This window comes from Blautia sp. LMAG:89 (assembly GCF_008679485.1).
GTDB classification, from domain to species: domain Bacteria; phylum Bacillota; class Clostridia; order Lachnospirales; family Lachnospiraceae; genus Blautia_A; species Blautia_A fusiformis.
Map to the genome: position 1 here is coordinate 427,910 of NZ_NANC01000004.1, position 18,591 is coordinate 446,500.

At 40.2% G+C, this 18,591-nt stretch carries 23 protein-coding genes; 6 read left to right on the top strand and 17 right to left on the bottom strand.

Annotated features, from left to right (window positions below):
* Positions 1-50: 50 nt before the first annotated feature.
* The 4 genes from CCC70_RS06010 to CCC70_RS06025 form a co-directional block, all read right to left on the bottom strand.
* Positions 51-263 (bottom strand): SHOCT domain-containing protein, encoded by a 213-nt coding sequence (locus CCC70_RS06010; protein WP_330400049.1) that lies wholly within the window; start codon positions 261-263, stop codon positions 51-53.
* Positions 264-602: 339 nt separating this feature from the next.
* Positions 603-848, bottom strand: a complete 246-nt coding sequence (locus CCC70_RS06015) for a helix-turn-helix domain-containing protein (RefSeq protein WP_005338364.1) — start codon at positions 846-848, stop codon at positions 603-605.
* Positions 832-1,272 carry a sigma factor-like helix-turn-helix DNA-binding protein gene (locus CCC70_RS06020; protein WP_070090347.1) on the bottom strand — a complete coding sequence of 147 codons (441 nt, stop codon included), beginning with the start codon at positions 1,270-1,272 and terminating at the stop codon, positions 832-834. Before CCC70_RS06020 ends, CCC70_RS06015 begins: the two co-directional genes overlap by 17 nt.
* The gene (locus CCC70_RS06025; protein ID WP_070090348.1) at positions 1,250-1,564 is read right to left on the bottom strand and encodes a hypothetical protein; all 315 of its coding nucleotides are present in this window, start codon (positions 1,562-1,564) and stop codon (positions 1,250-1,252) included. Before CCC70_RS06025 ends, CCC70_RS06020 begins: the two co-directional genes overlap by 23 nt.
* Positions 1,565-1,791: 227 nt before the next feature.
* Between CCC70_RS06025 and CCC70_RS06030 the strand changes: the two genes are divergently transcribed.
* A complete protein-coding gene (locus CCC70_RS06030) occupies positions 1,792-2,142 on the top strand; it encodes a helix-turn-helix domain-containing protein (RefSeq protein ID WP_287084440.1) in 351 nt (116 codons plus the stop codon).
* A gap of 103 nt (positions 2,143-2,245) precedes the next feature.
* Here CCC70_RS06030 and CCC70_RS06035 read toward each other — a convergent pair whose 3' ends face one another.
* Positions 2,246-2,584: a hypothetical protein gene (locus tag CCC70_RS06035; protein ID WP_117440243.1), complete on the bottom strand. Its 339-nt coding sequence runs from the start codon at positions 2,582-2,584 to the stop codon at positions 2,246-2,248.
* 171 nt (positions 2,585-2,755) lie between these two features.
* On the opposite strand from CCC70_RS06035, the gene CCC70_RS06040 reads away from it, so the two are divergent.
* Positions 2,756-3,007 (top strand): helix-turn-helix domain-containing protein, encoded by a 252-nt coding sequence (locus CCC70_RS06040; RefSeq protein ID WP_005338373.1) that lies wholly within the window; start codon positions 2,756-2,758, stop codon positions 3,005-3,007.
* Between the two features lie 33 nt (positions 3,008-3,040).
* On the opposite strand, the gene CCC70_RS06045 is transcribed toward CCC70_RS06040, so the two are convergent.
* The 9 genes from CCC70_RS06045 to CCC70_RS06085 all read right to left on the bottom strand — a co-directional run bounded on the left by CCC70_RS06045 (position 3,041) and on the right by CCC70_RS06085 (position 13,033).
* Entirely contained in the window at positions 3,041-3,472 is a 432-nt protein-coding gene (locus CCC70_RS06045; protein WP_005338374.1) for a winged helix-turn-helix domain-containing protein, read from the bottom strand.
* Between the two features lie 64 nt (positions 3,473-3,536).
* Positions 3,537-4,622, bottom strand: a complete 1,086-nt coding sequence (locus tag CCC70_RS06050) for a helix-turn-helix domain-containing protein (RefSeq protein ID WP_005338376.1) — start codon at positions 4,620-4,622, stop codon at positions 3,537-3,539.
* Positions 4,623-4,740: 118 nt separating this feature from the next.
* Positions 4,741-4,947 (bottom strand): FeoB-associated Cys-rich membrane protein, encoded by a 207-nt coding sequence (locus tag CCC70_RS06055; RefSeq protein WP_320063558.1) that lies wholly within the window; start codon positions 4,945-4,947, stop codon positions 4,741-4,743.
* A complete protein-coding gene (locus tag CCC70_RS06060) occupies positions 4,886-6,238 on the bottom strand; it encodes a radical SAM protein (protein WP_117440242.1) in 1,353 nt (450 codons plus the stop codon). The genes CCC70_RS06055 and CCC70_RS06060 overlap by 62 nt, the downstream gene beginning before the upstream one ends.
* Positions 6,239-6,375: 137 nt before the next feature.
* Positions 6,376-8,415: a ferrous iron transport protein B gene (feoB, locus tag CCC70_RS06065; RefSeq protein WP_117440241.1), complete on the bottom strand. Its 2,040-nt coding sequence runs from the start codon at positions 8,413-8,415 to the stop codon at positions 6,376-6,378.
* 15 nt (positions 8,416-8,430) lie between these two features.
* Positions 8,431-8,649 carry a FeoA family protein gene (locus CCC70_RS06070; protein ID WP_055056395.1) on the bottom strand — a complete coding sequence of 73 codons (219 nt, stop codon included), beginning with the start codon at positions 8,647-8,649 and terminating at the stop codon, positions 8,431-8,433.
* A 13-nt stretch (positions 8,650-8,662) separates the two neighbouring features.
* Positions 8,663-10,036 (bottom strand): MATE family efflux transporter, encoded by a 1,374-nt coding sequence (locus CCC70_RS06075; protein ID WP_117440240.1) that lies wholly within the window; start codon positions 10,034-10,036, stop codon positions 8,663-8,665.
* A gap of 147 nt (positions 10,037-10,183) precedes the next feature.
* The gene (locus CCC70_RS06080; protein ID WP_005338394.1) at positions 10,184-10,447 is read right to left on the bottom strand and encodes a metal-sensing transcriptional repressor; all 264 of its coding nucleotides are present in this window, start codon (positions 10,445-10,447) and stop codon (positions 10,184-10,186) included.
* A gap of 12 nt (positions 10,448-10,459) precedes the next feature.
* On the bottom strand, positions 10,460-13,033 hold the full coding sequence (locus CCC70_RS06085) for a heavy metal translocating P-type ATPase (RefSeq protein ID WP_243023259.1): 2,574 nt from the start codon (positions 13,031-13,033) through the stop codon (positions 10,460-10,462).
* Between the two features lie 294 nt (positions 13,034-13,327).
* Between CCC70_RS06085 and CCC70_RS06090 the strand changes: the two genes are divergently transcribed.
* Together CCC70_RS06090 and CCC70_RS06095 are read left to right on the top strand one after the other, a co-directional pair.
* A complete protein-coding gene (locus CCC70_RS06090) occupies positions 13,328-13,546 on the top strand; it encodes a heavy-metal-associated domain-containing protein (protein ID WP_005338397.1) in 219 nt (72 codons plus the stop codon).
* Positions 13,547-13,615: 69 nt separating this feature from the next.
* Positions 13,616-15,484 carry a heavy metal translocating P-type ATPase gene (locus tag CCC70_RS06095; protein ID WP_117440239.1) on the top strand — a complete coding sequence of 623 codons (1,869 nt, stop codon included), beginning with the start codon at positions 13,616-13,618 and terminating at the stop codon, positions 15,482-15,484.
* 75 nt (positions 15,485-15,559) lie between these two features.
* Here the strand turns inward: CCC70_RS06095 and CCC70_RS06100 are convergent, their stop codons facing one another.
* Complete coding sequence (locus CCC70_RS06100) at positions 15,560-15,925, bottom strand: ArsR/SmtB family transcription factor (RefSeq protein ID WP_005338402.1); 366 nt, start codon at positions 15,923-15,925, stop codon at positions 15,560-15,562.
* Between the two features lie 81 nt (positions 15,926-16,006).
* On the opposite strand from CCC70_RS06100, the gene CCC70_RS06105 reads away from it, so the two are divergent.
* Entirely contained in the window at positions 16,007-16,324 is a 318-nt protein-coding gene (locus CCC70_RS06105; RefSeq protein WP_117440238.1) for an ArsR/SmtB family transcription factor, read from the top strand.
* Positions 16,325-16,368: 44 nt separating this feature from the next.
* Here CCC70_RS06105 and CCC70_RS06110 read toward each other — a convergent pair whose 3' ends face one another.
* Positions 16,369-16,887: a nitroreductase family protein gene (locus CCC70_RS06110; RefSeq protein ID WP_005338412.1), complete on the bottom strand. Its 519-nt coding sequence runs from the start codon at positions 16,885-16,887 to the stop codon at positions 16,369-16,371.
* A 144-nt stretch (positions 16,888-17,031) separates the two neighbouring features.
* On the opposite strand from CCC70_RS06110, the gene CCC70_RS06115 reads away from it, so the two are divergent.
* The gene (locus CCC70_RS06115; RefSeq protein WP_005338419.1) at positions 17,032-17,382 is read left to right on the top strand and encodes a winged helix-turn-helix transcriptional regulator; all 351 of its coding nucleotides are present in this window, start codon (positions 17,032-17,034) and stop codon (positions 17,380-17,382) included.
* 73 nt (positions 17,383-17,455) lie between these two features.
* On the opposite strand, the gene CCC70_RS06120 is transcribed toward CCC70_RS06115, so the two are convergent.
* A complete protein-coding gene (locus tag CCC70_RS06120; protein WP_005338421.1) occupies positions 17,456-18,481 on the bottom strand; it encodes a radical SAM protein in 1,026 nt (341 codons plus the stop codon).
* Between the last annotated feature and the right edge of the window lie 110 nt (positions 18,482-18,591).

Here is an 18,591-nt window from a genome sequence, read left to right on the forward strand (position 1 = left end):
GTGTTCCTACCATAGCGTTGATTATATTATAATACAATACAGATATACCGTCAAGCAGTAATGTTGGATACGATACCATAATCTTTCATTAATCTTTTTTGTATTACCTGATATTCAGTTTCATTAATCAACTTCTTAGAAAGCAACTGCTTTAACATAGATAGCTGCATACTATATCTCAATATTTTTTTATTATCCATATATATCAGATACCCCTTTCTAAATAATACTCTCCTGCAGGCGGCTGCCGGGCACAGCCTCATTGGTATCACACCATCCTCTCGGACCGGAGCAGCTTATCTCCGGAAGTTTCATTATCAGAAAGCAGTATCTTCGCACAAAGTCCCCGTTACTTTGCCTGTGATCGGATATTTATCGCTCGTGCCTTTACTTCAATACCCAAACTGGCATTCCTTCGCTTTCAATGTCCGGCAACTTTGCGCCACGATGTCGCAAAGTACCAGACACAGGCAGTCATGGCGTATCCATCACACAGCTCCACTGTTTTCTGCGTCCTGCAGGAAAAATATGAAATTGTCAAGGTACACCTGCTCCGAAACAGCAAAAAACAGAAAGGGATATTTTCTGCCGCTTACTCCGAGCTAAATTTCAAATGCTAAAATCTTAGTGATTAACTTTGTCTCAAGCCGTCTCCGCAATGTCTCGTCTACACAGTAATGAACCTGTCTGTTCTCGTCATACATCTTTCTGGTAGACAATGCCGCTATGTAACCTTCATAGTGTTTCAGCACTGCATTGATCGCTTCAATATCTCCGTTTGAAGCCGCCCGAATCATCTGGAAAGAAGGCAGATCAAACGCTTCATTTTTTCTACTTTTCCTGCTCATTTTGATATTCCTCCATCATTTCTTTCATAAGTTCCAGCGAACGTTTCCGATGCTCATAGACTGTGCTTCGCACAAGATTCATCATTCTGGCAATGTCTGCATCGCTCATATCCATGAAATAAGACAGCAGCACTACCTTCCGTTTGTTTTCAGAAAGCGACTGTATTGCTTCCGCAAGTAATGTGTCTTTTACTTCAATGTCATATCCAAGTACCCGGAAGCACTTGTTTTCTACTGTATACTTGTCTACGCCAAAAATGCTGTCCAGCTCCTTCTGCGAAAGCTCCGAAAACAGCACTTCATGTTTCTGCCGATAAGCAATATGCCGATAATAATCAGCAGCTTCGCCTTTCAACGCCAGTTTGCATATCCGGTCAAACTGATTCCGAATCGTCAGTTCATCATTGGAAGAAGATTTCCCCATAAGAGTTCACCTCCTTCCCCTTCCACCAGCACATGGATGAAATTTCTATCTCCCTTTCATCCATAGTCCCGAATGGGTAATGCCCGATGTTCGGTTCGGGAAGAAATTTTTTCAAAAAATTTTCATATATATAAAATGCGCCCGGACAGGCTAACGAAGCCCATCGGACGCAATCTATAACTGATTCAATTATTACCCCTGCTCTGATATAGGTTTTTACCATAGGTGCAAGGGTGTTTGACAGAGCAGTAATCATTAAGATTTTTTTAGCTGTATATCTAATAAACGGCATAACTGCCGCCCATATTTCTCCCTTAAAACCACTCTGCTCTCCAACAAAATCCCGGAAAGAAACAAAAAAGAGTATTCAAATAACCCTTTCCGGAATTTTGTTTTTTTTAATCCGAAAAAGGACTTGAATACTCTTTCTAGGTTTTAACCCCCATAAAATACCAAGCTCACACCCTTTTCACTTTTTAAATACAGGGTAATACACTATATTTATGGAGGTGAATAAACATGGATATTTCCAAGACACTCTTTGCAACAATGGTAAAAAATGCCCGGATGGATCGGCACTGGACACAGGAAGAACTTGCTGAAAAGCTCAGTGTATCTCCTACTTATCTCGGAGATTTAGAGCGCCACAAAGGTACTCCAAGCCTGTCATTGTTCTGTAAAGCCATGCGGTTATTGAATCTTTCCGCAGATGATTACGTTTATCCAAACAGGAACAGCGATAGTTCTACATATAAGCAGCTACTCCGTCTACTAACACACTGCAACGAACACCAGCTTCAGATTCTTCTGGCAACTGCTACTGCCATGCTGCAGCCTGATCTAAATGCCAGTAACGATGTTAAGGAATAATTTTGGACTAAATCTGATAAAACTCCGATATCCGCTGATATTTATTAATTGCTGACACAGAAAAGGCTCAATCCTTGTTACTGGAAAGAGCCTTTTTATCTAACTATTTTTTCATTTTTGAAACCATCATTTCTATCTCCGGATTGCTATTCAATACCCCCAAGCCACCTAACAACTGAATACAGTCCACATATCCTTGACAGTATGCCCGTTCTTCTTCCATAAATGCCAAGTGCTGCACAGCTTCTAAATAATTCTCTATTTGTTGTCTTTGCTCTGCATTTAGTTTTCTCATCTCTGTCTCAAAATTTGCTTTTTTTACCTTTCTGATCTTTTCTGCTTCTTCCAGTTCCGGAAAGTGAAGATAAGACTTTCTGCTCACATCTCCACATCGGAGATTATTCAAAAATGCGCTTATTTCACTCCATACTTCGTTTTCCATATCGGTACTCCTTTCGCTCTCGGCATTTCCTGCCATGCTGCTATATCTTTATTGTTGCCATTCTATAATAATTCAGCATATTTTTTCTAAAACTTCATCTTTAGAAGTATATTAGCATCCCAACTCGGTAAAATCAATTATAATACTTCAACTTTAGAAGTGAGGGATAGAATGAAGATATACTGGAACGGACACTCAAAAAATATTATCGGAAATAGATTAAAAGAACTGCGTACTGCACAAGGCATTTCTCAAAAGACACTTGCCGCCCGATTACAGACAGAAGGGTTTGAATTTACAGATTTAACAATCCTAAGAATTGAACAAGGAAAACGCTTTGTGCCAGACTATGAAATTGTAGCTATTGCAAATTATTTTCATATATCAACAGACTACCTTTTAGGTGCTACTGACATAAAATAAGCGGCTCTGTCTTTTAGAATTGACAGCAGCCGCTTATTTTCTTTTTATTGCATTATTGAATTTATAGCCGATTCCCCACACTGTCAAAACATAAATTGGTTTTGACGGATCAGGTTCAATTTTCTTTCGTATTCTCCGAATCAGACTCATTACATTGTCCTCTGCCCTGTAATATGGCTCTTTCCACACCTGATTGTATATTTGCTCTTTAGAAAATACCTGTCCGGGATGTCGTGCCAGCAAGTATAAAATTTCAAATTCATAGTTAGTCAGTTCAATGCTTTTCCCGTCAGCCTCAACCATCCTGTATTTTGAATCTATTATCAGATTATCGTATTTCAGACAACTATCATTGGGAAAAGCATTTACTACTTTTATATGGCTATTGGATTTTAAGAACAACAGCAACTCGTCAAATGCTATTTCGTCCTTATCATCAAAAGCCGCTATTAAAACTTTTCCCACAAAAGCCCTCCTTCTTTTTACATTCTAAATCAATCATATATGCTATTTCCCGTTGTACTTTATCCTATATACTTATGCCCTCAATAGAAAAATCCTCGCCAAGATGTGCCTCGTCCTGTTTCCGGTATTCTGCAGGAGTTATTTTCATCACATCTCTAAACGCCGTTGCGAATTTGCTTTGATTCTCATATCCCACTTGATTTGAGATTTCCGCAATCGTAGCCTGTGTCTGGCGAAGCAAAATTGCCGCTCGTTTCATTCTATACTCTTTCATATAAGTTCCAATGGGCTGTCCATAAATCCCCTTAAAAGTATTTTTTAAAGTAGCCGTATTGATTAAAAATTCCTTTGAAAGTTCTTCTATTGTTGGTCTTTTCTGTAAATCGGAAACCAATTTTTTATGTATCTCTTTCACAATTTCCACATGAGGTGAAGTATACCGTTCTCTCTGCTTTTCTTTTGCTGCATCCACTGTATAAAGGAACAACAATAATTCTTGCACCTTTAATTTCATATAAGGCTTTTGCAGACAATCCGGTATGGAATATAGTTCTGAAAAAATATGCTCTATTTCGTCCTTTGCCCGCATAATAAAGCAATCTCCGGATGCACAGAACTTATTTCTAAACGCCAGAATATCAATTCCCGCCTCCATCAGAATCTCTGGTGAATTTTTAGATACTGTAGTTAAATTGATTACCACAGAAATTCCCCGGTAATGCTTCAAAGGAAAAGACATTTCCGAAGCGCAGTTATCCATTGTATGAATCGACAGATCCCCTTCTCCCAAATAAAGGCAGGAACCGCTTAATAAACGACTTCCCTCACGACCTTCCCTGCAATGATTAATTTCGAGAATATCTTTATCTAAGATACTCTCCCATTCATATTCCGTTGCCTCAAAATCATTATAAATAAGCTGGATTCCCGGAAAAACCTGATAAACGGTCATAAGTCCTAATCCATCGGCACAATCCATCTTATAAATAGTACAGTAACCATCGTTATCTTTTGGAATAACCTCCGATAAACCTTTCATATTTGACATAGTTTCTATATTGTTCATATCGTTCCTCACTATCGTCTGGTGACTATTTATCTGTTCTACCAATAACTTTCTGGCTTTTTTTATTATATACTTTTTCTTCATTCCATTCTGCTCCAATCAGTAGGCTTTTCGCTCCATTTAGAATTATATTCTAAATTCCCCTGATGTGCAAATATGGGAAAGGAGCCAACGACTCTATAGCCATCGGCCCCCATCAAGGTTACTTATTGCAATACTTTTCTCCAATACATCCCGAACAACTGCCGCCACAACAAGAACCATTCTTACGATCCCGTCGAACTTTTCGGACAGCCCATACTGCATAAACAGTAATTCCAAAAATGATGATTCCAGTAATAACCATCTTAGTCTCCTTTCCTACTAGATGCCCATAATTCATTTGCAACAGGATGCCAGTGCTTTGCATATAATTCGCATTTATCACACAAATGATCTACCGTCTCCGGTGATTGCAAATCCGTAGACTTTGCTCCGGTACGTTTTACCATTTCCCGTAAAATATTGGGATTTTCCAACATAGGGCATGGACGAAGCATATTCTTATTAAATGGTTGCCCATCGTGGTACGCCATAAAAATCGGACTTTTCAGTGCATCCAGTAATCCACACTCATGGATGTTCACATTGGAATAATGAATAAACACACATGGCTCCACATCCCCGGCAGCATTAATATGTAAATAGCTTCTGCCTCCGGCAATACAGCCTCCTACATACTCTGCATCGTTCTGAAAATCCATACTGAAAATAGGCTTTGTATTCCGAAATGCTCTTACCCGTTCATAGACTGTCCTTCTTTGATCCGGGTTAGGGAGAAGCTCTGGAACAGCATCATTACCGACTGGCATATAATGAAAGAACCAGACAAACATTGCTCCCATTTCAATCATCATATCAAAAAATGCTTCACTACTAATATCCGCATAATTGGCACTGGTATAGCAGGTAGAAATACCAAAAGGCAATTTGTATCTCCTTAATAAATCCATCGCCTGCATTACTTTCTCAAAAACCCCTTTGCCCCTGCGTCCATCATTTGCTTTTTCAAATCCCTCCAAACTAATCGCCGGGACGAAATTTTTTACACGAAGCATTTCCATACAAAACTCTTCGTCAATCAGCGTTCCATTTGTAAAAGAAAGGAACTCACAATCCGGATGCCTTTCACACAGAGTAATTAAATCTCTTTTTCGTACCATCGGTTCCCCACCTGTATATATATACATATAGGTTCCTAGTTTTTTCCCCTGGGTGACAATATCATCAATCGTTTCTAAACTCAAGTTTAGCTTATGTCCATATTCAGCAGCCCAACACCCTGTACAGTGCAAATTACACGCCGACGTTGGATCTAATAATATAGCCCACGGAACATTACAATTTTCTTTCTCACGAACTTCATTTTGAATTGCGGAGCCTTTCAAGGCAGAATTAACAATGAAATTCTGAAAAAATGTTTTTCTCACACCTGCATCCAACTGGTATGCTTTCATAATCAACTGATACCAGTTTCCTTTTTCTTCGATTGCCTTACGAAATGCTGCCCTTTGTCCCTCATACCAACCATCCGGTAATACTTGATCCATGAGCCGCATTGCTTTCGGAATATTTTCCTCCGGATTCTTTTCCAGATATTCTAATGCAGTATGTACCGCTGCTGAAAAAGCTGTATTTTTTACTGAATCTATAATGTTCATTTTCATTTGTCTGCTGATTATTTATTTGCCATCAGCTTTTTCCTTTCATTTTTCTAATTAAACTTTTCCCTGCAATTACCGCTATAACAAAAAGTCCTGCAAAACAAACCCATTTTTTATACTTCATATCACTTACCTCACACTAAAATCCCAACTTGATAAACTGCAAATGTCACTATCCATGCCACCACCAACTGAAACATTGCGGACAGTAACATCCAACGTGTGCTTCCTGATTCCTTGCGTATCGTTGCAAGAGCCGCCATACATGGAATATATAGTAGGCAAAAAATCATCAGACAGAACGCATTGAGTTGTCCAAACCCTGCACTTCCCAATATGCCTTCCAGTGTATCCATACCAGCTCCGGAATTGATGTTTGAAACTCCAAACAAGACTGCACAACTGGAAACCACAACCTCTTTTGCAGAAATGCCTGCGATCAGAGCTACCGCAATCTGCCAAAATCCCAATCCTATTGGTGCAAAAAACGGTACTAGCCCATGTCCCAAAATAGCGCCGAAACTATCCGACATATCCGTTGTATATCCATGTGGTCCGAAATTCAAGATTATCCACATCAGGATAGATGCTATAAAAATAGTAGTTCCTGCTTTCGTAAGATAATCTTTTACCTTCTCCCATACATAAATTGCTACTGTTCTGGAACTGGGGATTTTATACTCCGGTAATTCAATCAACAAATAATTTTCTGATTTCTTTTTATCAATCAGATGTATTATGGCGGCCACCAAAATCGCAACCACTAACCCGATCAAATACATGGAATATGCAACCAGCATAGCACGTTCTTTGAAAAACATTTCTGCAAACAGTATGTAGATAGGCAGGCGGGCGCTACAGCTCATAAACGGCGTAATCAACATTACTTTAAAACGATCACGCCTGCTTTCCAGTGCCCTTGATGCCATAATTGCCGGGACTGTACAACCAAAGCCTAAAATCATAGGAATAAAGGCTCTTCCAGACAGTCCAAGTTTACTCATAATTCCTTCCATAACATAAGCTACTCGCGCCATATATCCGCTGTCCTCTAAAAAAGCCAACGCAAGAAATAAAATGAAAATGTTCGGAAGAAATGTCAATATACCGCCCACTCCTGCAAGAATACCGTCTACAATCAGCGAACGAATTACTTCATTTACCTGTGCTGCAACCAGACCTTTCTCTATCCATAGAGACAGATTTTCAATTCCTATCTCTAAATACCCTTTCAGCCAGTCCCCAACAGTAAATGTCAGAAGAAACACTACCGCCATAATGCCTAGAAAGATTGGAACACCCCATACACGATGAGTCAGCACCTTATCCGCTTTTTCAGTCAAAGCATCCTGGCGATCTTTATTTACCAACACTTCTCTTATAATTTCTTGAATAAAATCATATTTCTCATTGATAATATCCGATTCATAGCTCCGGTCAATTACATCTGGCAAATGAACAGGGTAACTCTTCGTAATCTCCCGATCCATTTCCAGTAACTTAATAGCATACCAACGGTAATTTTTTAGTTTTGGATAGTTTATTTTCAGTGCATCCATAATAAGATCAATCTTATCCTCAATCTTATCGCTGTAAACCATTGCATATTCTGCATGATGGTTATGCCGATGCCTTGACTGATCTTTATGATGGTGAACCAAACATTGCGGATCGTTGCAATCCTTATGATGTGCTGCTGCATGAAGCAGCACATCCAATCCCGTCCGTTTTCTCGCAGAGACGGGAATCACCGGGATTCCCAACATTTCCGGCAGTCTGTGTGTGTCGATTTCCATCCCACGCTTTTCTACAATGTCCATCATATTCAGTGCCATAACTACTGGTTTTCCAAGTTCCAATAACTGTAATGTCAAATATAGATTACGCTCCAGTGCCGAAGCATCTACCACGTCAATAATCATATCAACTTCATCACTCAATATAAACTGTCTGGATACCTGCTCTTCCATTGTATAAGAAGTCAGACTGTATGTACCCGGAAGATCAACCAGACGAATATTCAGATTATGATCTCTGATTGCTCCTTCCACTTTTTCGACAGTAACCCCCGGCCAATTCGCCACTTTTAAATTTGCGCCTGTATAAGCATTAAAAAGTGTTGTCTTTCCACAGTTTGGGTTCCCGATGAAGCCGATTGTCAAATTCTCTTTCATCGAAATTCATCCCTCCTACATAGCAACCGAAATATGTTCTGTTATATTGCGCCCAAGTGCAAAACGTGTTCCCCGTACTTTTACAATCAAAATCCCCTTGCTTTTACTATTCAAAACTGTGACAGAAGTACCACGAGTCATTCCAAGAGCTTCCAGACGTTTTTCAATTCCTGTAGGAAGCCCAATGTCTTTAACAATATATTGGGTTTCTTTTTTGCCATCTGAAAGATACATTTTAATTCCCCCTCTATTGCTTTATTCCGTTGGTTCCGGGCATCTTCCGAAATTCTGAAAGCATCATCAAAACAGTAATCACTACAAGAATTGCATCTGTCAGGGCAATCGCCAGCCATACACCACGAATACCCATACCGCCCACCATCGGAAGGACAATACACAGAGGGATAAACAAAATAATCTGACGGAACAATACCAACCACGTCGCCTTATTGGCTTTGCCCAAAGACTGGAACAATGTCACAGCAATCAGAAAACTTCCCTGAAGAATATAGGTGCTGAACATAATACGGAAATTCGTTGCCCCCGAAACAGCTACACCTGGCGTTGTAATAAACATAGACAATACTTTACCCGGAAACAGTTCTGCCGGAATATAAAATACAAGGGATAGTATTGTGGCGGCAGCAATAAATACACGTGTCAGAGTTTTTACCCTGTCATATTCCTTTGCACCATAATTCGTTCCTGCCGCTGGCTGGAATCCCTGACTGATTCCCCATAATGGAACAAAAGAGAAATTCCAGAACCGAAGCGCCGCACCGAGAAGGATCTGTGAATTTTCCCCTCCATAATTAGCGGCTACACGATAAATGACTGTTTGCTGTACTAATGTCAATATCTGCATCAATAACGCAGATACGCCAACAGAAAGAACCTGCGGCAGAAGCTCTCCATCAATCCGAATACGTCCAATCTTTACATTAGGACTTTTCTTTCTGAAATACCATAACGTAATAACCGCCTGAACAAACTGTGAAAACACCGTTGCATATGCTGCCGCCTCGATGCCCAAACCGTAAGGCTTCAAAACTGTAATAAATATTGGATCAAGAATAATATTCAAAATGGCACCGCTGGCAATAATTGTCATTGCCTTTTTTAACTGACCCTCCCCACGAATGACCATATTAGCACTCTGGAAAAAATTCACAAACAAAGAGCCTGCAAATACGATCCGCAGATATTTTTCTGCATAATTTAAAATATTATCGCTTGCTCCAGCAAGAGATAAAAGCTGACGGGTAAACACCATTCCTACAATGGTATAAATTACTGACAATAAAAGTACCATTGCCACCAAATTTCCCATAATCTTTTTGATCGTTCTTTCATCTTTTTTACCAATCGCTCGTGAAAGTACCGAAGCGGAACCAACGCCCAGCATTGCGGCAGAACCTGCATTTATCAAAGTAAATGGATATGATACCGATACAGCTCCCATCTGAGCCGCACCTACCATCTGCCCGACAAAAATGGAATCCATCATGTTATATAACCCAACCACCACCATACCGAGAACTGCCGGAATACTAAGTTCAATCATCAGTGAAATTGGATTTTTTGTTAATAATTTTGTTCTTGTATCAAGTGACTGTTTCATCACTGTTACCTCCTTGTTTATTAGCCATGTCTAACCACCTAAAGTATATAAAATTCGGTTTGTTTTGTACGCTCCCAAAAGAAGAAATCACAATCCAATCGGAAGAATTAAGGGCAGAAAAGCCTTTTTTCTCTCTGCCCTCCGGCATCATTGTGCCATCTTCTCCAACACTTTTAATGCTTCCTCCAATTTCGGATTTTCAACATCTGTCTGCAAAGCCTCCCGGACACAGTTTCGGATATGTGCCTGTAATATTTGTTGGTTAGCGCTTTTTAACAGGGCTTGTGTTGCCTGAAGCTGATTGGATATGTCCACACAGTACCGATCTTCCTCAATCATCTGCAGAATACCGTCAATCTGCCCTCTGGCAATTTTCAATTTATGAATAACTTCTCCCTTTTTTGCTTTCATTGGAATTTCCTCTTATTGAATACTGATAAGCTGATAACCAGCATCCTCTACAGCCTCTTTCAACATGGCATCCGATACGTCTCCGTTAAGTTGAATACGTGCAGATTTCTCTGCAAGGCTGACTGTGACCTCACTGATTCCCGCAAGCTCTCTTAATGCTTTCTCCACGTGTTTTACACAATTCATACAAACCATACCTTCAATATTTAATACTTTTTCCATTTGACTCGCTCCTTTGTTTTCTTTTTTATCATTTTCCTGTCTAAATTCCATATCTGTATTTTCATGGGACGTATGCTTTGCCTTAAACCACCTAAGCCGCAGTGCATTCGACACTACAAATACGGAACTGAAACTCATGGCAAATGCTCCAATCATTGGATTCAATTTCAATCCAAATGGCAGATAAAACAATCCTGCTGCCACCGGAATACCAATGATATTATAAATAAACGCCCAAAATAGATTTTGCTTGATATTGCGTATTACCGCCTTGCTAAGTTGGATCGCCGTAGATACATCGAGCAAATCACTTTTCATTAAAACAATATCTGCCGATTCTATTGCAATATCTGTTCCTGCTCCAATGGCAATCCCCACATCTGCCCTTGCAAGCGCTGGGGCGTCATTAATTCCATCGCCAACCATCGTCACTTTTTTTCCACTGTCTTGCAAACGGCGGATTTCTTTCTCTTTGTCCTGTGGAAAGACTTCCGCTACAACACGATTTACACCAACCTGACGTTGAATTGCTTCCGCTGTTTTCCTATTGTCCCCGGTCAGCATTACCACTTCAATTCCCATACCCGACAATTCCTGGACTGCCTGACGGCTGGTAGGTTTTACAACATCTGCCACAGCAATCACACCCATCAGTTCCTTACCACGTGCAAAAAATAATGGTGTTTTTCCCTCTTCCGCCATAGCATCCCCAAGCGATTGCAAGACTCCTCCAGAAATGCCATTTGCCTCAAGCAATCTGCGATTTCCAGCAAAGCAAATCTCGTTTTCTATTTCTCCTATAATTCCCTGTCCGGGAACCTGTCTAAAATTTTCAACAGGAAGGAAAGAAATTCTCTCGTTTTCAGCTTCTTTCACAATCGACTCTGCCAGCGGATGTTCTGACAATTTTTCTAAGGATGCCGCAATCTGCAATAGTTCATTTTGTCCGATTCCATCTCTACATAGGAGATTCGTAACACTCGGCGTTCCCTCTGTAATCGTTCCGGTTTTATCTAAAACTACTGTATTGATGTTATGAGCTGTTTCCAAAGCCTCCGCTGATTTTATCAGGATACCATTTGCTGCCCCTTTTCCAGTTCCCACCATAATTGCCGTAGGTGTGGCAAGCCCTAACGCACATGGACAGGAAATAACCAAAATTGAGATTCCAATAGAAAGAGCAAATTCAAATCCATATCCCAACAACAGCCATATGATAGCCGAAACCAGGGCGATACTGATAACCACTGGTACAAATACCCCGCTTACTCTATCTGCCAATTTTGCGATTGGAGCCTTTGAACTTGTAGCTTCGTCCACCAGATGGACAATCTGCGAAAGCGTTGTATCATCCCCAACCTTTGTAGCCTGCATTTTAAAATATCCGGACTTATTCAAGGTTGCACCGATAACTTTATCCCCTATATGCTTTTCCACCGGAATACTTTCACCTGTTAAGGCAGATTCATCTACAGAAGAAGCCCCTTCTACCACTACGCCATCCACTGGCACTGCTTCTCCAGCTTTCACAATCAGCGTTTCGCCAGCTTGTACTTCCTCTACCGGAATCGTAATCTCCTGTCCATTGCGTTCAACAACTGCCGTTTTAGGGGCTAAATTCATCAGCTTTGTAATTGCGTCTGATGTTTTTCCCTTTGCACGTGCCTCCAGCGTCTTTCCTAATGTGATCAGTGTCAGAATCATGCCTGCTGATTCAAAATACAAATCCATCATAAAGCTGTGGACAGTTTCCATATCTCCATGTCCAAATCCAATCCCTATTTTGTAAATAGCATAAATCCCATAAATAATTGCCGCACTGGAGCCAATAGCAATCAGAGAATCCATGTTTGGAGAACCATGAAGCAATGTCTTAAATCCCATCTTGTAATACTTAAAATTCACAAATACTACAGGAATTAAAAGCAGGAATTGCGTAAAAGCAAAGCTCATTGCATTTTCCATTCCAAGAAGAAATGCAGGCAGTGGCCACCCCATCATATGCCCCATTGATATATAAAACAAAGGTATCGTAAAAACAGCAGATAAAAGCAGGCGTTGTTTCATTTGTTTATAGTCTTTCTGCGCCGTACTAATTTCTGGTTTTCCAGCCGCAACAGCAGGTTTACTACCACTCTGTGCAAGTGTTTTTGGAATTGCACCATATCCTGCTTTTTCTACCGCCTGAATAATTCCCGATGTATCTAAAATAGATTCATCATAAGATGCAACCATACTGTTTTTTAATAAATTAACAGATACTTCTTTTATTCCGGGAAGTTTACTCACGCTCTTTTCAATTCTTGCAGAGCAGGCAGAGCAAGTCATTCCTGTAACATCAAATTGCTCTTTTTTCAATTTCATCCCTTCTTTCTCTTTAAAATTGGGTACCCGTCCCCCGTAGGGAACGTAGTCATTATAAACACTGGATTTACGTTTTGTACGCTCCATAGGGAAGTATTTTTTATCCAAAAAGAAATATATTTTTTCTCTAAATCCAATCAGTAGGTTTTGCGATCCAAAAGGTAATATCTGTTTCCAATCCGTTGACTTTTTCCTTTATCGTGCATATACTTGCGGCATGAACGATTAAACATTCTTTTAATTGTTCAGTCATGTCAAACCAACTAAAATTACTAAGAAAGGGGAATAATCCTTATGAAAAAAACAATCAAGTTACTCGATCTTGACTGCGGACACTGTGCCGCAAAAATCGAAACTGCTGTAAAGAAGATTGATGGCGTCACAAATGTATCCGTAAACTTTATGAACCAGAAAATGATACTCGAAGCGCCGGATGACAAATTTGATGCTATCCTGACCGAAGCAAAGGCACTGATCAAAAAAATCGAGCCGGATGTAACTGTAAAGGTATAAACGAAGCTGGACACCGGCTGCCGTATCCCGGTAGCTGGTGTTTTTACATCAGAAAGGAGACTATAGATTATGACACGAAAGCAAAAACATTTGCTTGCACGAATTGTCATAGCGGCAATTCTATTTTTTGCAGGCAGCCTGTTTTACCTTCCTGAATATATGGAGGCAGGCATCTTCCTTATCTGCTACATTGTTGTTGGATGGGATATTGTATGGAAAGCAATCACGAACATTCTTCATGGACAGGTATTCGATGAAAATTTTTTAATGACGATTGCCACTATCGGCGCATTGGTTCTGGGAGAACATTCAGAAGGCGTAGCTGTAATGTTGTTTTATCAAGTTGGTGAATGGTTCCAGTCTTATGCCGTTTCCAAATCTCGAAAATCCATTGCAAGTTTAATGGATATTCGTCCGGACTATGCGAATGTACAGCGTAATGGGGAATTGATACAGGTCGATCCTGATGAAGTCCAAATTGGAGACACAATCATAGTAAAACCGGGAGAACGGATTCCACTGGACGGAACTATTCTGAAAGGTTCCTCTGCATTAGATACCTCTGCGCTTACCGGAGAATCCATGCCTCGTGAGGTAGAGCCGGGAATGGAAGTCATAAGTGGCTGCATTAACCAGACCGGGATTTTAACAATTTGCACAACTAAGGAATTTGGAGAATCCACCGTAGCAAAAATTCTTGATCTAGTAGAAAATGCAAGTGATAAAAAAGGACGGACAGAGAATTTTATTACCCACTTTGCCCGCTACTACACCCCTGCTGTAGTATTTGCGGCATTAGCTCTGGCAATCCTTCCCCCATTTATTACTGGACAGGCATTCAGCATATGGATTTACCGGGCATTAACTTTTCTGGTTATCTCCTGTCCTTGTGCGCTTGTTATCTCCATACCGCTTAGTTTCTTTGGTGGTATTGGGGGAGCATCTAAAATCGGTGTTTTGGTAAAAGGCAGCAATTATCTGGAATCATTAGCTCATGCTGAATATGTGGTTTTTGATAAAACAGGGACTTTGACAAAAGGCTCTTTTGCTGTCAGTGAGATTCATCCAAACGGCATAAAAGACATACAGCTTTTGGAACTTGCCGCATACGCAGAAGATTATTCTAATCATCCGATTTCGCTTTCCATAAAAAAGGCATACGGAAAAGAGATCGACCATAATCGCATCGGGGATATTCAAGAAGTTGCAGGACACGGTGTGCGTACTGTCATTGACAATAATACAGTTCTGGCTGGCAATGCTAAACTAATGAAACGAGAAAACATTCGTTATATCCCTTGCACTTCCATTGGTACGGTTGTTTACATTGCCTGTAACGGCAAATATGCCGGATGTATTGTCATTGAGGATGAAATCAAAACAGATGCTCCAGCGGCAATCAAGGATTTGAAATCTTCCGGTGTACGCAAAACTATTATGCTTACCGGAGACGCAGATGCCGTAGGTCAGAAAGTTTCTGCCCGTCTCGGTCTGGATCAGGCATATACGGAACTTCTTCCTGCGGATAAAGTTGAACGGGTAGAGGAACTGTTGAAACAAAAAAGCGAAAAAGGAAAACTGGTATTTGTCGGAGACGGAATCAACGATGCTCCTGTGCTGGCACGGGCAGATGTAGGAATTGCAATGGGCGGTTTGGGTTCTGATGCGGCGATTGAAGCGGCTGATATTGTTTTAATGACAGACGAGCCCTCCAAAATTGCCTCTGTAATACGAATTGCTAGAAAGACCATCCGCATCGCAAACCAAAATATCGTATTTGCTTTAGGTGTAAAATTCCTGGTACTGATTTTAGGGGCTTTGGGATATGCAAATATGTGGGCGGCTGTGTTCGCTGATGTTGGTGTTTCTGTTATTGCTATTTTAAACGCAATTCGTGCCATGAAAGTAAAACGTTTAGACGCATCCACGCTGTCTTAACTGGTTTAGAAATGCGCCGCATTTTGAAGTAAAAGCGGCGCATTTCCTCAAACTTCCGTTGGATAAGGAATTAGATTATTGATTTGTCGGACAGGATATTTCAAATAACGCATCAACAGAACGATGTAATAATTTTGCCTGCGGGGTATCTGAAAGGGTGTAATATACCTCTTTTCCTTCTCTGCGGCTAATAATAATTCCACTTTTCTTTAAAATACGCAGATGATGGGACACAGCCGGAGCACTCATGTCAACAGCCGCCGCTATGTTGCATACACATTCCTCGCAATGGCACAAGAGCCACAAAATCCTTAAACGTGTTGAATCGCCAAGCTGCTGAAACAAAAAAGATATATCCTGAAAGCCCTCTGCCGAAGGCATATTATCTAAAACTCGTTCGATATTCTGCCCATGATTATGAGGCAGATTATAATGCGGCATATCAATCAACTCCTTCCTTAAACTATGATACTCACCTAAATTTTATCTGTCAAACAGCTTTTCACAGATTGGAGATATATTATGAACCAACCACAAAATATTACTTTTGACGTTCCAAACGCCTTTGAATTGGAGAAACTGAGTGAACTACATAAGGCTATGGGCGATTTCACACGTACGAAAATCCTCTGGCAATTAATGCAGGGCGAACAATGTGTAAATGACCTTGCAAAAACACTATCCCTTACTAATTCTGCCATATCTCATCAACTCCATGCACTCCGGATTACAAAATTAGTCCGTTCCCGCAAAGCAGGAAAACGGGTATTTTATTCCCTGCAGGATGAACATATCCAATGGATACTGGAAGAAACCTATGCTCATATTTCAGAACGATAAAACGCAGCCCCGTAAACTATAATGGGGCTGCGCCAAATATTTTTTTACAGGTTTTCATATGAAACCAGTTCACTCATCGCAATACGCTGTGCTTCAAAACGGTTCCTGTCGGCAGGCTCTTCATCCGAATAGCCGATAACCAGAATATTGATTGGTTCCAGATTATCAGGAAGCGTAAATTCCTTCCGAAGTACGTCCGGCTTGAAGTAGCAAACCCAAACTGTGCCAAGTCCCAGTTCTGTCGCTTGCAACATCATATGGTCTGTCAGGATCGAAGCATCAATGTCACCAGTCTGCTTTCCATCAAACGGACGTACCCATGCTTTGTCATGGTCAGCGCAGACAATAATCGCCAAAGATGCTCCATAAATATTTGCGGCCTTACCAATTTTAGCAAGACCTTCCTCGCTTTGGACAACGATCAAATGAACGGGCTGGAGATTCGCGGCTGTCGGAGCCACATGAGCAGCCTCCAGAATTTTTTCCAGTTTTTCAGGCTCTACTTTTTTGTTGTTGTAATCACGCACAGAGCTGCGGCTCTTTGCAATATTGATAAAATCCATAGTATTTCAATCCTTTCTGTTGTAATATAAATGTGTCAACCAACTATAAACTTATTGTAACACCAAAAAGAAAAACCACAAGAATGCACTTTTTTGATAGGCACTATCAAAAAAGATAGCACCCTTGTCAAAGGAGAACTCATAATGAAAGATAAACAAATACATTTTAATTGTCCGGTAGAAGCCTCCCTGTCACTGATCGGCGGTAAATACAAGCCTCTCATTCTCTGGCATCTGATTGATCAACCTTTGCATTACATGGAACTGCAACGCTTAATACCAAACGCCACCCCAAAAATGCTTTCCAGCCAGCTCCATGATTTGGAGGATTGCGGAATGATTCATCGAGAGGTTATTCCCGAAAAACCGCCAAAGACAATTTATTCTCTTACACCCTTTGGTAAAAGCGTTATCCCCATTCTGGATGCTCTATGCCAATGGGGAAAAAACTATCTTGACGGACTGGATGTAAAAAGTCCATGCTGTTCAAATTAGTATAAAGTTTTCTACTTGCAAAAACGAGTATAGATAAATATATTTGCTATACCCGTTTTTGTTATTTCTAATTCTAAATTTGTGACTGCCGTATATAATTGCAAAGTACCGTAAAGTCTACTTCTGGATTTTTATTTAAGATTTTCTGTAAAGCTCCTTCTGCTTTTTTATGTAATTCTTGATTGTTCAAATCATCCAACATGAAAAAAATGTTAAACCGCCTGCCGATCACAAACAGGAGTTTTTCATTTGCTGGTAAATTCAAAAAGCGATTAATATCTGACAGCATTTTCTCCTTGTCCGTCCGTAAATTTCCTCTTACTTCCAAAAGCAGATTTATAATATGTTCATTTACATAGTAGCTGTCCATTTCTTTTAATTGCTGCAGGAACCTCTTTTGCTCTATCATAATCTCTTCTTCGGATTGTAATGTGAAAGAGCCTTCTCTTACAAATTCTCCCATTTTAGATTCTGGCTTAATTCCCGTCGCATGAACACGAATAAAATCTGGCCGAATAACATTCAATGCTTCTGCCGTTCTGGTTGCATTTTCTTCTGACAGTTCCTTTCCCCCAATCCCCAACAGAATAAATTCCGACAGTATCATATCTGCCTCTTTCGCCATACACCCACTTTTCACAGCCGTATCCGCATTAAACCCTTTGTTAATAAGTTTCAAAATTTGGTCTGAACCAGTCTCTATTCCAGAATAAATATGATTCAGTCCGGCTTCTCGCAGTATCCTTAATTCTGACGGACTTTTCCGAGTAATACTGTCAGCACGAGCATAAGAAGTAATATATTGTATATCTGGAAAATATTGATGGATTGTTTCCAAAATGCGAAGCAGATAATCTGTCTTTAGCACCAGCGCATCTCCATCCTGCAAAAAGCAGGATATAATCTTTTTCCCTTTATAAAACTGTGCCTGTTTTTCAATATCCTCTATAATTTCTTCTATTGGTCGCATAGAGAAACGCATAGACTTATATAGTCCACAAAAATAACATTTATTCCAGTGACATCCTCTTGTAACTCGCACCAACAAACTATTACTTTCTGAAGGTGGACGGATTGGCCCGATTTCTATATTTTTCATTCGCTTCACCCTTTCTGAATATTTAAATCAAAAGTAACACTTCCTAAAATCTTCATCAAGAATGTACTTTTTTGAAAGGGACTATCTTTTGAGAAAGTACGTCATACAAT

Excerpts from the sequence above, each read along its gene's own strand:
- CCC70_RS06035 (WP_117440243.1), bottom strand. The coding sequence starts at position 2,584 with ATGGAAAACGAAGTATGGAGTGAAATAAGCGCATTTTTGAATAATCTC.
- CCC70_RS06070 (WP_055056395.1), bottom strand. The coding sequence starts at position 8,649 with ATGTATCTTTCAGATGGCAAAAAAGAAACCCAATATATTGTTAAAGAC.
- CCC70_RS06100 (WP_005338402.1), bottom strand. The coding sequence starts at position 15,925 with ATGCCGCATTATAATCTGCCTCATAATCATGGGCAGAATATCGAACGA.
- CCC70_RS06085 (WP_243023259.1), bottom strand. The coding sequence starts at position 13,033 with ATGAAATTGAAAAAAGAGCAATTTGATGTTACAGGAATGACTTGCTCT.
- CCC70_RS06075 (WP_117440240.1), bottom strand. The coding sequence starts at position 10,036 with ATGAAACAGTCACTTGATACAAGAACAAAATTATTAACAAAAAATCCA.
- CCC70_RS06110 (WP_005338412.1), bottom strand. The coding sequence starts at position 16,887 with ATGGATTTTATCAATATTGCAAAGAGCCGCAGCTCTGTGCGTGATTAC.
- CCC70_RS06120 (WP_005338421.1), bottom strand. The coding sequence starts at position 18,481 with ATGAAAAATATAGAAATCGGGCCAATCCGTCCACCTTCAGAAAGTAAT.
- CCC70_RS06015 (WP_005338364.1), bottom strand. The coding sequence starts at position 848 with ATGAGCAGGAAAAGTAGAAAAAATGAAGCGTTTGATCTGCCTTCTTTC.
- CCC70_RS06050 (WP_005338376.1), bottom strand. The coding sequence starts at position 4,622 with ATGAAGAAAAAGTATATAATAAAAAAAGCCAGAAAGTTATTGGTAGAA.
- CCC70_RS06025 (WP_070090348.1), bottom strand. The coding sequence starts at position 1,564 with ATGCCGTTTATTAGATATACAGCTAAAAAAATCTTAATGATTACTGCT.
- CCC70_RS06115 (WP_005338419.1), top strand. The coding sequence starts at position 17,032 with ATGAAAGATAAACAAATACATTTTAATTGTCCGGTAGAAGCCTCCCTG.
- CCC70_RS06090 (WP_005338397.1), top strand. The coding sequence starts at position 13,328 with ATGAAAAAAACAATCAAGTTACTCGATCTTGACTGCGGACACTGTGCC.
- CCC70_RS06105 (WP_117440238.1), top strand. The coding sequence starts at position 16,007 with ATGAACCAACCACAAAATATTACTTTTGACGTTCCAAACGCCTTTGAA.
- CCC70_RS06010 (WP_330400049.1), bottom strand. The coding sequence starts at position 263 with ATGAGGCTGTGCCCGGCAGCCGCCTGCAGGAGAGTATTATTTAGAAAG.
- CCC70_RS06055 (WP_320063558.1), bottom strand. The coding sequence starts at position 4,947 with ATGCAAAGCACTGGCATCCTGTTGCAAATGAATTATGGGCATCTAGTA.
- CCC70_RS06080 (WP_005338394.1), bottom strand. The coding sequence starts at position 10,447 with ATGAAAGCAAAAAAGGGAGAAGTTATTCATAAATTGAAAATTGCCAGA.
- feoB (WP_117440241.1), bottom strand. The coding sequence starts at position 8,415 with ATGAAAGAGAATTTGACAATCGGCTTCATCGGGAACCCAAACTGTGGA.
- CCC70_RS06040 (WP_005338373.1), top strand. The coding sequence starts at position 2,756 with ATGAAGATATACTGGAACGGACACTCAAAAAATATTATCGGAAATAGA.
- CCC70_RS06095 (WP_117440239.1), top strand. The coding sequence starts at position 13,616 with ATGACACGAAAGCAAAAACATTTGCTTGCACGAATTGTCATAGCGGCA.
- CCC70_RS06030 (WP_287084440.1), top strand. The coding sequence starts at position 1,792 with ATGGATATTTCCAAGACACTCTTTGCAACAATGGTAAAAAATGCCCGG.
- CCC70_RS06020 (WP_070090347.1), bottom strand. The coding sequence starts at position 1,272 with ATGGGGAAATCTTCTTCCAATGATGAACTGACGATTCGGAATCAGTTT.
- CCC70_RS06060 (WP_117440242.1), bottom strand. The coding sequence starts at position 6,238 with ATGAACATTATAGATTCAGTAAAAAATACAGCTTTTTCAGCAGCGGTA.